The following is a 14,706-nucleotide window of genomic DNA, read 5'->3' as shown; positions in this document are numbered from 1 at the left end:
GTTCGGAATTATTCGAAAATGAAGAAAAAACGCTTCGTGTACGTACACGAAGATAAACACTTTATTTTATAGTACATAATTTTTTCTCATTATTTGACGGATTTCTCCTTCAGCCAATACATAGCGCCTCTGTAAATACAAGCGATGCCATTTTTGCGGACATTGGCATTCAGTGAAGCCTTCTTATTTTGATATTCCTGAAATAGGCACTATCTCCATGGTCCTGCAAAAGGATGTGCCCGAATGTCGCCTCCCCATAAGCCGTCGCACTAGTTTGATACTCCTTGAATTTGGTTTCAGCCACCCGTTTCCTGAACCCATCTGTCCCCCTTTCATACGCAAGGATTTTTTTGCCGTTCAACCAATGTTCTATATGCTTTCCCTTCACAATAATCCTAATATGATTCCACTCTCCTGCGTGTTTCCATGTCTTATTGTCATTGGGCGCATATAACAAGTAAGCCGATCCAGAACTGGTTTCTGGACTTCTATTTCCTTTTACAGATTCATGCTTAAAGTCGTCGATCAATTGGTATTCTGGGCCATTGAATACCGTCTTGCCTTTGGCGTTCCGCAAGGGAGCCACGATATATTTAACACCTGTATTGGCCGAGTCGGTTAATTTGACTTCCAGCTCGAGTTCAAAATCCGAAAACTGCTCCCGCGTGATAATATCCTTTCCTTTCCTCCCCGGCAAAATCACCAACATATCGTCTTCAACCGCCCAACCCTTTTCCGGAAACTGATCGCCATTAATGCTTCTCCAACGTATGTTTGGGTCATTGCCGTCAAACAAGACTTCCCACCCCTGGGCGTCTGTCGATGAGTACGAGTCCGCCTTCCCGAAGACAGCATTTTCTTGCACGGCAGCCAGATGCGGTTGCATTCTGAGCATACCTGCAGCAAAGCGCCTGCCGAATTCCGCGGCCGAAAAACTATCGAAATGCGTTCCATCCCCCAAATGCCATAACCCTTCCGATGACACCACCGTGGTATGCTCAACCGACGCCGGAAGTTTACGCAATTCGCTATTGATAAGTTGATAGTTATTTCGATATCTCGCCAATTGACCGACGATAAACGGGAGGTTTGAATTGCCAACCACGGCACGTATCCTTCCGATAAGTACTGTGAGCCTTTCCAAATATACTTTAGACGATGCTTCATTGCTGTCACCCTCACCTTGGTGCCAAATAACACCTTTCACTATGCCGGTTTTCATCGCTTGACGTATTCTGGCCACCGCATCATCATAGGGATGGGTATTTGTTTTATCATCATAAGCCCCCGGGATCCACTTGGCTATGGAGGTTCCGCCTACTGCACATGGCACCAAGCCAATAATTGCATTTGGATATGCTTCAGCCATGGCCATGCCGAAGGTAAGGCCCGGTCCGACACCGGCCATTTTCGGCTTGTCAAAATGGAGTGGATGTTTGGCAGGCTCCCATTCGCCAGATTGGTTGAACGTCATGACACGAGGGTGGCCGTGCTGCGCATAATCGTCGGTTATTTTACCCCGTCCCGCCATGTTAGACTGCCCCATTAAGATGTAGATGTGTACGTCCTTTTGAGGTTGTGCAAATGTAGTTATCGTGAAACAGCTAAAAAATAACTGTAGGCCAACAATCAACGTCTTATTCATATCGTGTAATTTCATTTGATTGACCGGTGTTTGACCACATCTGGCAAATTACCGTTATATAATGACCGGAAGAACACTCCGATTTCAGGGAACATCTCCGTAGTCAATCGGTTAATTTCATGGGGATAATCGACGATAAGGTGCTCCTGTTTCCCGTATAAGTCATATACTTGACTTACGGGAACCATTGCCCGCTTTAGCGCTTCGATATCTGTGTGCCGATCTATATCGGGCGCAATAATTAATATCGGTGTGGGGGCTACTGCGGCGAGCAGTTCACCAAAATCAACCGGTACATCGGATGGACTATCGGCAAAAAAGCCAAGCTTCGGGATAAATCCGTGCAAGTGCGAGTATGTCCTCAACGACTCATATTGGCTATTGGACGTCCTCCACGGTGAAAAAGCAGCCACGGTCGCCACCCCGGCAACACGTTTATCCAATACAGCGGCGAACAACGATACGCTACCCCCGATTGTATTACCCAGCAGATAGACGTGTTTCTCGTCGACAAAATCCAAATCTTCCACCGCGTCTATACAACTACGGATATCGCGTACCATTTTTCCCATTTTTGACCATTTCGGGTACCGTTGATAAAAATGCGTAGCCTCTTCAATACGTGTGCCGAAGCCGTACATATCGATGGCCAAAACAGCAAACCCCTGCTTCACGAGCGCTTCGAATAACCGCGTTGTGCCCCGTCTGCCGTCCTTGTCGTACCCTTTTGAAAAACCTGTAGAATAAGCATACTGATGTGCGTAAATGATAACTGGCAATTTACCGCTGGGTGGCAGTTTTATACTGCCCGATTGATTCACGGGGCAATACAACACACCGGAAATATGATCGCCAATAGCCGTGTAAGGTCCCAAATAAAGGGCTTTGGCCCCGGGTACCACAGGACGCGGCACGACACTTTCAACCCAATCATACCTTGGTTTCGGTTGTACCACGACATCGGCCGCCCTTACGCCAGACGGCTCTTCACCTAATAGCCAATGCAGGTTGGCAACGATTTGCGCCCTCTCTTTTTTAAAGTCATTTAAATCAGTATAATGGCCGTTGAGCGACACCTTATTAATGCGCGCTGCTTCGGCACGCTCCTCCTCATGTTGTGCTTCCCATCGCTCGTAGTTGTACGTGTAATACAATCGGTTCGTCCATTCCAAGTCGATGCGCTTAAACTGGATATCCAAAAAGTCAATGGTTGCCTCTACATCCCTGGCAGCGACCGCGTGCTCACCCATACGCGTATGCACACCTATCCGGTCAGGCACCCCAAGGAACTCATATACTTTCTTGACCGAATAATAGTTCTGCTCGTTCGACCATGAATTAAGTCCCTGTTCCACTATAGAATAATGAAATAGTAAAGGTCTCGGTGCTACCAACGCAGCCAAAGAATTCTGGTCAACTGGCAGTTTATCTTCCCGCCCAGCAAAGAACCGGAGACGCGGATGAAACCAGTGCCCGTTCCACGCCGCTACATAGTCCAACGTTTCGCTTGCATATTGGGGATCACAATATCGCCACGGCATATCTCCACCGGTGCTTGAGCTACTTGATATTACCGCTGCAATCCGTTCATCAAAAGCGGCTGCCCATAGCGATTGCTTCCCGTTTCTTGAATGGCCTGTGATGGCGATTTGCTCGTTATTAACTTCCGGGCGGGTAAACAGATAATCCACAACTCTAGATGCTCCCCAAGCCCTTCTCATCAGCCCGCTGAAATCATAGTCGGGATAGCGTGCCTGGTAGTAATCCGTATCATCTTTAACGTCCGCAGCCGCATAAACGCAACCGATATAGCCCCGTTTTACGGCCAACTGTGCCCACCCGCGATGGTTCCATTGCGTCATGAATACCGGAAAAGGGCCACTCCCTTCCGGTACAATGAGTTCCAAGGTCATCGTTGCCTGCTGTTTGGGGCCGAATTTCAATTTAATGAGCTGCACACGCGCTCCTCCCGCTTCTACTGTGTCTTTCAAAATTTCCGGTTCTACGTTTCCAGGAGCGGGGGGCGCATGCCCAGCTATCCATTCCTGATACTGTGCTTTAATCCACTCCCGCTGTTCGTCCCATTGGGCTTGAGTCGTAATCCGAAATGTTCTACCTTCTCGGTTGTACAACAAGGGGTCGGGCAGCATAGGCGTAGACGGCATAGCCGAAAAATCTGGCGGTAGTTCTCCTGTCCGCCGCAGCCAGTCATCCCAAGTGCTGTCCTGTACGCTGATTCGCCTGGTGTTTGCCCGAAACCGTTGCTTGATATTTATTTGCAAACTTTCTTCGAGGTATTTTTTTCGGCGTTCAATCTGCCCTTGCGAATACAAAACTTGTGGCATGATGATACAGAAAACCACACCTACTAGCATAAGTTTATTGGTCATGACTTAAATCTTAGTCGACATATTAGGAATCCTATTTTCCACAGTTTTTCATTGATCGGCAGACTGGTTTATTACCTGGAAAAGTGGTAAATCACCACGATACTTGATGGATATTATATGACAAACGCTGCTACAATACATTTCTAAGAAATTTCACAATAATGTCTGTATAATCTCTATTGATAACGTTATAAATAGCATGACCTTTCCCTTCAAGGATATACAGTTCAGATAACACGCCGACTGCCTTCATCCGCTCATCAATCGCATAAGCATAGTCCACATGAATCAATTTGTCCTTGTCACCATGAAAGGTCAGCATTGGAGGCGCACCGGCATTGATAACCGACGTATCTTGTAGGCCTCCCCACATATTGATCACCGCACCTACCGGTAACGCCGTTTGAGCGGAAGCATACGCCAAGTGGAGCACAGTCATGGCTCCCGCGGAACCACCGGAAACCGCAACCCGCTGCGCATCCAAATCAAAGGCTTCTCCGTTTTCCGTTATCCATTCGAGCACTTTAGCTGCATCGCTAGCCGCAATGGTTACCGCTTTCTGCAATGCAGGGTGAAATTTTCCGTCTGGCCTAAGGCCTTGTGCCATATTTTCACTGGCGCTGCCCCCCGAAGCTTTATGGTGTTTAAGGTATAGCCGATAGTTTGCTGAGATCACGGCAAATCCCTTGGTAGCGAGATTCCGCCAAAATCCTTCAAGGGCGGATTTATCCCCTCCTGAGAAACCGCCGCCGTGGATAAATAGGATAACGGGCTTCTTTACGCCTTGTTTATCAACTGGCAAGTAAAGATCCAACAGGCGATCGCTGGATGTGTCTGAATCATAAACAGTTTCAGGTTTTTCCGCATACCGGATATTGCGGTATACGTTTACCATAGAAGAATTATCTTCGCCCACCAAACCAGGCGATTCAACTCCAAACCATGATGCTACATCGTAATACCTGCTGGGAGGATCAGCTTTTTTCAACCCGTCATCGATCGTACGAGGAGACTGTTCTTCGACGGAGGGTTGCAATCCATAGTAATAGTTCTCCCTAATCATTCGGTGTTGCTTTCTATTTTCCGGCCCAGCAAATCCGTAACTGGTAAGGTTACTGTAGTTGTAGATGCGGTTCATACGATATTCGTAGACATGCGTGTTGCCAGCGTTCTCCTGAATGATTACAGGCGAGCGATTTTTACCTATATGGAAGACGTTATTGTAGATTTTAGCGCCGGAAAATGCATAATTGGCATAAACAAGAAAACCGTGGTCGTTACTACTGATATTATTTCGCACTACAATCCCCGTATCCGCCAATGCAGTGCAGAACCAAACCAGCCCGTGGGAATTATTGTGGCTATAACTATATTGCCAGATCGTACCTGGGCTGCGCAGGTCGGGATCGTAAAGGCTACCATCAGCATCGGTAGAACGATTAAGAAAACCTTCATTGTACTGAAAAGTCGTACCTCTCGCACTAATAGTGAACATCGTATTACCCGACATCCCTAAGGCCGTCTCATAACAAAGGTTGTGTTCTACGAGTCCTCCTTCGGTAAGTCGCACAATCATGGCGTTTTTTGCAATATGATGCAATACGTTCTGATGAATGACCAGACCCGTAAATTTTTGCTGGTGCCACCGCTCAGTACCGGGGTAATCTTTATGATTACGTTCATTATTTGTTACAATTCCCTGATTGGATATATGATGCAGTAGGCAATCGGATACACGGATATCATCAAACCGGGTTGGGCGTTGTCGATCATCGACGACACCAAAATAAATACCTGCTGTCTTTTTACTGGCGTAATCGTGTCCGCGGATTCCGTGGATGTCATGGATATGCAAATGGTGTAAATGGATACCGCGTATCACGCCGGCATTTTCAGCCTTAATTTCCACGCCGCGCCTATCGCCTGCACTATCGGCCGGATTGACGATTTCCAGGTTACCTACTTCCCAATAAGACTGATTATAAAAACTCACAACGCCTGAACCTTGCAGTCCGTTGCCATGCAACAGTGGATTCGGGCCGGTTCCATACGCACTGATAACGATGGGTGCATCAGTTGCACCATCTCCCTGTGGATGGAGTTTACCAAACCAAATACCACCTCTGCGGAAGTAGATACAATCACCCGGATGGAAACGAGTAGCGTTAACTTTTTCAAGAGATTTCCATGCTTGATCGGGTGTGGTGCCACTGTGGCAATCATTACCATTGAAGTTATCAACGTAATATATGGTACCACCGACCGGTTTGGCAGGCGATTCGAACGTTCCCGAAGGATTGACCTCGTGTAACCAGTGGTATAACGTTTGAAAATCCGGCTCATTCAGCCGTTCAACCGCAATAGTCGTGACCTGCGCACTAAGCCAATGATCAAACGCCTTTTCAATGTAGGCAGCAGTGATTTGTCGCCTATACGCGGAGAACGTGAACTTGTCGCGTTGGTAAGGTCCGCGCTTCATTTCCGCATATTGCTCTGCGAGGGCTTGTTCTGTAATGGGCAGCGTACCGTCTGCAACCAGCAACTCCTTAAGTTTAATCAGCGCGATCGCGGTTTGGTATTCAAGGAATGTCTGCTCGCTATACTGCTCTGGCCCGTAGATAAGTTGCCCCTTTTTTTTCTTGACAATTCGCGCTCGATTAGCCTCAACAAGATGCAGCTTAAAATGTTCAAAATCAGCATATTGCCAAAGGTTGTATTCGACTAGTATCTGTTCTAACACCTTTCTAACGTGTAACACATGCATAGCCCTGTTATAAAGCCGAGCCATACGCGCTGAATCACCGCGTTCTGCCAACCAATATTCCTGTGCGGTTTCTCCATCTCTGACCGGCCCCATGACACGCCACCTCAGGTTGCGCATTTCCCGTATCATTTCTGCTTGCATAATGGGTCGGTCTCCAACTACCGCTATCACATCGTGATCGCTATTGGCAGTATTTTTCTTCCCAACGTCCTGCTCTATACCGACCAATAAGCCTATCAAACTTAATATGCTTACCAAAAAATTATCAATCATATACCACGAACCTTTCTCCAGTCAGGGTTAATACCGTGTTAAATATTAAAAGAGAGCTTTCGAGATAGCCCAAGTTACCGTTTTCGTTTCCGTATTGGATGCATTACCCCGCAGGGTAATCGTCGTACTGGATAATGTAGAGCGCCCGGGTTCAACGGCCCCCTCATGAACCAACGTAAATCCCGATTCAGGCAAATTGGCGATCACCTCTCCATTCACAGATGTAAGCTCGAAATCTCTGATGAGCCAGTTCCGCTGTGATCCGCTTTTTTCTGGATCAAAAACATACATAAACGCAATATACATTGGCTTATTTTCTACCTTGAACTCCGAAAAGTCTTTCGGTCCCCACGGTGTCCTGCTAGTTCCAGCGGCCAATGGATAGGCATCGGTGATATCAATCCACGTCGCGGCCTGTACATTATCAGCATCATACTTGCCATTAAAGTCCGAAGAGAGCAATACGGTTAATTGGTCTTCCTGTGCACCATATTGTACCGATGAACTAAACGAAACTGCCGATACATCTAATAGATCATTCGTAATTTGACCGGATTCATATTCGGTATAAAAAACATCTAAGGCATTAGAGTCGGGCTTAAACATTGAACGGTATTGGAAGTCGCCATTTGGCGGAAACTTTTGTAAGGTATCCAGCTCAGCACCTTGGGGCACAATATGCTCAACGATACCTCCCTCACTATCCCTATATTTCACCTCCACGCCTACAAGTGAAGGCTGTGCCGGCATCCAATCAATCTCAACCCCTTCTCCGACCCTGGTCATTCCCCTATAGGTTCTCCCAAGAAGGGAAGCTTGGTATTGTTCGCCATAAACTCTTCCGATTGCCGTTGCAGGAATAGAAGCGTTTCCATCTTTGTCAAACATAAAAATCTCAAAATAATACGTGCCCTCAACCATGCCGTTTAGCGTGACGCGGACGGTGTCGACGTCTTGGGACTTTGTGACCGCGCCTCCTACCGAATCCTGACGGCTATTCCAGTAAATTTTATAGTTAGTAACTTTAGGGTCAGAAAGCAATAACCACGACAGCTCTATCCGTTCATTACCTCCTCTTGCCTTGATCGAATCTGCCTTTGCAATATAAATCGTCTCCCCATCTTTGATAAATTCACTGATCTTATCCTCCATTTTCTTGCAGCCGAGTGCACAGGTAATTACCATTAATGTGAGAACCGATAATAATTTTATAGAACTTTTCATTCGTATAATCATAAAAATTTGTGAACCTGTCTGATCAATCCGTGGGTTGACCCCAAAGTGTCAATTCAGACACGCGAATAATTGGCGTATATCCCCACGTTTCCGTTACTGTGAAGCGTATATATCGGTAAGCTTCTGATAATTGCGGAAAATTAGAGTCTTCGCCTGCCCGAGACTGCGCCCTGTCTTCGTTAGATAACTGCCCTAAAGGCAATCCGGAAGGTTTTATTGACTCGAATTCGGCAAGCTTCACCCAGCTATCCCACGAACCATCTTGGCTGGGATCATTGCTTCCCCATATTTCATACTTCCTAGGAGAACCATTGGTATACATCCAATTCTCCATATTATTGTGTGTGGGCTGATTGAGCCTGAACCGACTAAATATAGCCTTTTGCCCCAAGTCTATGGTAACCCATAGTGGAAGCTCAATTCCGTCGTAGGGTTGTAAGAAGAAATAATTGGAAGTTCTACCGGACCACAAGTTCTGAACGGGATGAGCGGGATATAGTGGCGTAAAATAATCATTGTTCAACGGATAATGCTGCCAAATTCCCTTATCCAATTCTATTTCAAACATGGGAGTGAGTGTTTGGAAAAGTGTATCCGATCGATTCAGCCATTTATCACTGAACAAAAACGCAAACTCCGTTTCTTCGGGAGGTAATCCGCGGACATTGTGTCGCCATTCGGCCGCACTGGTATATAAACGGTCGTACGTTTTCCATTCGTTATCTTCGTCTTTGATTAATGTGTACAGCACATATTCGCGCCGTTGTTCATTGACAAAATGTAAATTCACTCCACCGAAATCCTGTGCGACTTGCAATGATTCAAAAACAGTGTGTATGGGAGCCTTCAATGGTTGGATAGTAACAGATGTCGGTTCTGAGCGATTCTCGGATCGGTTTACCGCATATAAGATTACCTCTTGAGGTTCTGTGCTAACAAACCCCTCCAATACAATATGGTTCTTATAAACAGACGACTTTGCAATACGCCGTCCTTCACCACCCCGTATTGCATATTCAGCGACCACATACAAAAGATCTGGATCGCCGGGAAGCGAATAGGTGATTTTAGCTCCCCCGGGAAGATTTTCAACGCCCACATTGCTTACCGTGCCCGGTTTGGCATCAGACGTTACAAGTGGTGCTAATTCGCGCTCCTGGCATCCAGCCAAAAACAATAAGGCAATCGCAAATAAACTAATTTTTCGCATAGCTTAATATATTACCAACCTGGGTTTTGAACCAGATTTTTGTTGACAATTAAATCTCTTTCTCTCAAGGGCCAGAAATAATCTTTTAATGCAAAAGATTGATGAAAGATAATCCGTTCGCGATAGTATCCGCCTGCAGTCTCTTGGTCTACATCCCAGCCAGAAATCGGACCATTCAACTCGACGGGGGCTGTTTTCCAGCGTCGCAAATCCCAAAACCGCTCTCCTTCCATCGCTAGTTCGATTGCACGTTCCTGATGAATAATCTCGCGAAGCCCTTCTTTCGTAGTATATTTATTGGGATTAATGGAAAAATTTGTCCAAGCTTCCTGCACTGTTGGAAGGCCGGCCTTGGCTCGGATCAGATTCAAATAATGATAGGCTTCCTCTTCGGGACCATACAACTCGTTGTACGCTTCCGCATATAACAGATACAGGTCGCCCAACCTCAGCATCACCCAAGGGTAATTGGTGGTCGTATAACTATTACGGTTAACGGGTGTGTTGGCGTAATTTGATAATTTCTTGGCATAATAACCCGTCACCGAGTGGAAGCCAATCCCTACTTTACCTCCATACTGGCCCACCTTTCCTTCATACCAATACGTATCGTTATCATCAAACCTACCGTGTCCGTACCAAATCCCGCCGTCAAAACCCAACCCGCCATAAAATCGCGACTCTCGATCGAAGTTGAACCGTGCTGTAACGTAACCTTCTTTTATTTTGTATTTTTCGTTTTCCGTTGCCGTTTTCAATTGGAATCGATCATTATAATTCCATGTAAGATCTTCTTCGATAGGCACTCCGTTACTTGTATAGAAAAGGCTAGCTACTTTAAGTGTGACGCCAACAGTGCCATAGGGCAACTGATAATCTACCATACTGGAATTCAATGCCCTCGGGGTCATTGCTAGTTGTAGATTTCGAGTCGTGCTGTTTGTGTTGGCCCAAAGGATTTCAGGATTCCACCGCTCGGTTACCGTACCACGGTAATTCATTTGAAGCTTGGTGGTATCTGAAATGTTTCGAGCCTGAAAATTAGGCTGGAACTCATGTAATTCATACCCTAATATGTGCGCATATTCGATAGCTTCTTTCAACGCAATGACTGCGCGCTCCCATTTTTCAGGACGATATGTTTGATCAAACAATGGGGTTTGGTCCTTATTTGTAAAATTGGAATAGTCCGTGTTGCCATTGAATAACGGGCTTGCGGCATAGACCAACACCTTTGCTTTCAAACCCATTGCTATGGGTAAGGTAATCCGGCCCATCTCTGAATTTTCGTCCAATACGTTGTCGGGTAAATGCACGATAGCCTCATCCAGCAATTCAACGATATACGCAAACACCTCGTCAACGGGACGCCGAACCACACGAACCTCATCCCCGGAAGCCGAAATCGGCAAATTTTCTCTCATAATCGGGATAGGGCCATACGTCCTTAACAAATAGAAATGGTAGTATGCCTTGAGCGTCTTGACTTCTGCTATCCACTGATCTATCTCGGATTTTTCCATGTCTGGAACGCTTGAAATATGCTCCAAGAAAATATTGCATTGGCTAATACCCATCCACATAGCCGTGGCAGAGTTTGCCCCATTCCAGGAATCTAAGTACGGATTATTAATATTCTGTTCGCCTCTTGCTATCATAAAATTCGGCCATTCCCTATTATCTGTGGCCCACATTTCATCTCCCCCCAATAGGCCGGGATTAGTTTGATAGTTTCCGAGGCTGGGCAAAAAAGAATAGCATGTGGCAAGATATCCAATCGCTGTACTCCTCATGCGGAACGCATATTCCAGTGTGGGCACATTATCTGGCACCACGTCGATAAATCGATTACAACTGGTCATTACTAATACCCCAATCAGTGCGATGCCTTTCAACTTATTAAATTTCATGATTCGCTAATTAAAAAGTAACATTTAGGCCAAGGTTAAATACTTTCTGAACGGGATAACCTAATCCATTACCGCCCATTTCAACATCCCATAGTTTGAAACTGCTCAGCGTCAACAAATTTGTTCCGCTCAAGTAAAAACGAAAGGTACTCATACGCAACCGTTTAGATAACGATTGAGGCAAGGAATACCCTAGTTCCGTCTGTTTCAGGCGAAGAAATGCCCCATCATGCAACCACCATGTACTCCGCTGTGTATTGTTCGCATGGTTATTAACACTTAGCCTTGGCCAAAGCGCATAGATATCTGGGTTTTCCAACGAATAATGATCGTCTGCAAAAGCCTTCAATATCTGCTTACCTCCTACAAAAGGTTGCACACTACTTGGCGACACCCAGAACGAGGAATATGCTGACCCTTGAAAAAACGCGGAAAGATCCAATGACTTCCACCCAACTGAAAAACCGATGCCGTAAATGATTTCCGGCGTGGTCGGAAAACCGATAGGTACCTGATCAAGTTCTGTAATCATGCCATCTCCATTTATATCTTTATATTTTATATCGCCAGCGATATTGGGTGTACCGAAGTTTTGCGCCGGAGAATTTGCAACCTCATTATCGTCAACAAATAGGCGTTCCGCGATATATCCCCATTGTTGACTAATGGGATGTCCTATTTTCGATTTCCACCATTCACGGTCATATAGCGGTTCCTCATAGACACGGAACCTACTTGTCGCGTAAGTGAAATTGCCTCGTGCTTGTAACCACATTTGATTGGAAAAGCTATGTGAGTAATCCACGGATATGTCCATCCCTTTTCCCGACGCTTCGCCTACGTTGGCCCTTACATCTGCCGTTAATCCCATGGTCGATGGGATATCGGCCCGATCCATGAGGATATTGGTGCGGATTTCCGAGAAGAAATCCGCCATAATGTTCACCTTATTGAACAACCCGAGTTCAACAGCCAAATTGGTTTTGTGAGAAGTTTCCCAAGTAATATCCGGATTTGCATACCGGCTGATATTTACACCGTTGGTAGAATAATTGCTTTCCCGTCCAAATGTAAAACCACGAGCGCTTGAATTCATGCTCACTTCGGAGAGATAGAAGAACCGATCTGAAGTCGATCCTATAGCGTCATTGCCTACAAGGCCGTAAGTGGCCCGCAAGCGGAAATTATTGATTTGTTCTTTAAGCGGCTCCCAAAATTTTTCATTGGAGACACTCCAAGCAACCCCTGCTGAGGGGAAGAACCCCCAGCGTTTGCTAGTATGGAAACGCTCGGAGCCATTGTAGCCGAAATTGAATTCCAAGAAATACCGGTTGTCATAGGCGTATGTAGCCCGACCGGAAAGTCCCACATTACGCGACGGCAACGACAATTGTAGGCTATTGGCCTGTGCACTCATATTCGACCGCATGAGGTAAACCAATAGTCCGCTTAACGTGTGCTTGTCTCCTAACTCTCGGTTATAATTTAATGCGGACTCCATATAAAAGGTTGAGGTTTGCTGCCGCAATTCGTTGTCGAGGTTAAAACTTAGAAACTCCGTCCCACTCGATTCGTTAAACGAATAAATCGAATATGCTCCAGACCGCCGATCGAAAAAATTCAACTCATAAAAAAATGGGTTGTACGATCGTTCTATATCAAATCGTGATACACGGTTGGTGTTAAACATAGAACGAAAGCTCAATCCTTTGGTCAAAAACGAAAGGTCTTGTTTCAGTTCCATCTGGGCCATCATCAGCGAGCGTGTATAGTCTTTATAACCTCTTACCATATCGGCGTAGGGATTTAAAAAAGACCGATCAGAAACACCTCCGAACATAATATGCTTGACATGACTATGTTCGTCATCTATGGGATAGTAAGGCACAAAGTCGACTGGGTTGGTACGGATAACCTTATTATAAAGGTCTGCTCCCCCTTCAATCGGCCCAGTATAGTCATCAAAATTGCCATTCAGCCGCACAATCAACTCTGTTGAATTGGTCAAGTCGATGTTGACATTTGCCCTTAACGTATAACTCTTCAAATCGATGTTATTATTGAAGTTATTTACGGGGTCTACCTTCAGCACTCCGTTGTCTTGTGCCAACGAACCGGCTACATAATAACGAGCAACCTTGCCACCGCCGCTGACGTTGAGGTTGTAGCGATGGTTAAGTGTATAGTCCTTGAATAACGCTTTTCGCCAATCAGTCGCCGGGAAAATAATCGGGTGCGTGCCTTCGCTCGTTGCATCTATCTTTTCCTGCGTATATAATGGTTCCTCAAACGGATTGCGCGCGACCAATGCCTCGTTATACAGTTTCATGAAAGTCACCGGATCGGCGAGTTCTACATTGCTAGTAGGCATTGACAGCGAGCTTTCCGCCCGGAACGATATAGAAGCTCTCCCTTCTTTTCCTTGCTTAGTTGTCACAAAGATGACGCCGTTTGCGCCCCTAGCACCATATAATGCCGTAGACGTTGCATCCTTCATGATGGAAAAACTTTCAATATCATCCGGTCGTAACCGAGCCAATTCGGTAACACTGAGCTCTACTCCATCGATGAGGATCAGTGGATCAACTTTTCCTGTACCAAATGACGTTACGCCACGGATAAAGAAATCTGCATTATCCATCCCGGGTTCTCCACTTCGCTGATAAGCAATTATACCCGCTGCCTGCCCAGCCAACGCAGTAGTAAGGTTGCTTGATGGCACCCGTAGGTTACTAGGCTTCACTGTGGTTATCGAACCCACCATATCCGTCCGCTTTTGCGTGCCGAAAGCGACAACTACCACTTCCTCTAAACTCGCCGGATCTTGTTTCAGTACGACGGTCAACTCGTTTCGCCCCTGCACTGATATCTCCTGGGTCAAGAATCCGGTATAGGTGACGACAAGCACAGCATTACTTTCCAAGCTTGGGAAATAAAACCGTCCTTCATTGTTGGTCTGCGTACCTACATTCGTCCCTTTCAGCATAACGGTAGCGCCCGACAAGGGCGTATTAGTGGAATCGACCACCTGCCCATGTACTTCAATTTGGGCAGGAGCTATTCTCCGACCGTCGTTCTCCCGCGCAGTTATACGGTCGCTCAGGGCCAACAGTAGAGCAGCCACAAACACCATGGCCACGTGGTGTTTACCCACAGCCGGACGAATCCTATGCATCCGGCCGCGGATACTTTTTTGGTAAAACATAATTATCATATTTCCTTGGTTAAATGAGCATGTAATTGGTTTAGTTGGTATCGGTAACGCTACCGTTAAAAGA

At 46.1% G+C, this 14,706-nt stretch carries 7 protein-coding genes; all 7 read right to left on the bottom strand.

Annotation, left to right across the window (positions count from 1 at the left end; translation table 11 throughout):
* Window positions 1–169: 169 nt before the first annotated feature.
* A complete protein-coding gene (locus tag BM030_RS01670) occupies window positions 170–1,645 on the bottom strand; it encodes a sialate O-acetylesterase (RefSeq protein ID WP_170845601.1) in 1,476 nt (491 codons plus the stop codon).
* An 11-nt stretch (window positions 1,646–1,656) separates the two neighbouring features.
* Window positions 1,657–4,035: an alpha/beta fold hydrolase gene (locus BM030_RS01665; RefSeq protein WP_090970394.1), complete on the bottom strand. Its 2,379-nt coding sequence runs from the start codon at window positions 4,033–4,035 to the stop codon at window positions 1,657–1,659.
* A 130-nt stretch (window positions 4,036–4,165) separates the two neighbouring features.
* A complete protein-coding gene (locus tag BM030_RS01660; protein ID WP_090970392.1) occupies window positions 4,166–7,072 on the bottom strand; it encodes an alpha/beta hydrolase in 2,907 nt (968 codons plus the stop codon).
* Window positions 7,073–7,117: 45 nt separating this feature from the next.
* The gene (locus tag BM030_RS01655; RefSeq protein WP_170845600.1) at window positions 7,118–8,296 is read right to left on the bottom strand and encodes a DUF4998 domain-containing protein; all 1,179 of its coding nucleotides are present in this window, start codon (window positions 8,294–8,296) and stop codon (window positions 7,118–7,120) included.
* Between the two features lie 34 nt (window positions 8,297–8,330).
* Window positions 8,331–9,518 carry a DUF5000 domain-containing lipoprotein gene (locus BM030_RS01650; protein ID WP_090970388.1) on the bottom strand — a complete coding sequence of 396 codons (1,188 nt, stop codon included), beginning with the start codon at window positions 9,516–9,518 and terminating at the stop codon, window positions 8,331–8,333.
* 11 nt (window positions 9,519–9,529) lie between these two features.
* The gene (locus BM030_RS01645) at window positions 9,530–11,428 is read right to left on the bottom strand and encodes a RagB/SusD family nutrient uptake outer membrane protein (RefSeq protein WP_090970386.1); all 1,899 of its coding nucleotides are present in this window, start codon (window positions 11,426–11,428) and stop codon (window positions 9,530–9,532) included.
* A 10-nt stretch (window positions 11,429–11,438) separates the two neighbouring features.
* On the bottom strand, window positions 11,439–14,633 hold the full coding sequence (locus tag BM030_RS01640) for a SusC/RagA family TonB-linked outer membrane protein (protein WP_244518604.1): 3,195 nt from the start codon (window positions 14,631–14,633) through the stop codon (window positions 11,439–11,441).
* Window positions 14,634–14,706 lie beyond the last annotated feature (73 nt).

This window comes from Parapedobacter composti, assembly GCF_900112315.1.
Classification (GTDB): domain Bacteria; phylum Bacteroidota; class Bacteroidia; order Sphingobacteriales; family Sphingobacteriaceae; genus Parapedobacter; species Parapedobacter composti.
The sequence above is the reverse complement of the archived record's forward strand: the minus strand, read 5'-3'. Positions and strand labels throughout refer to the sequence as shown.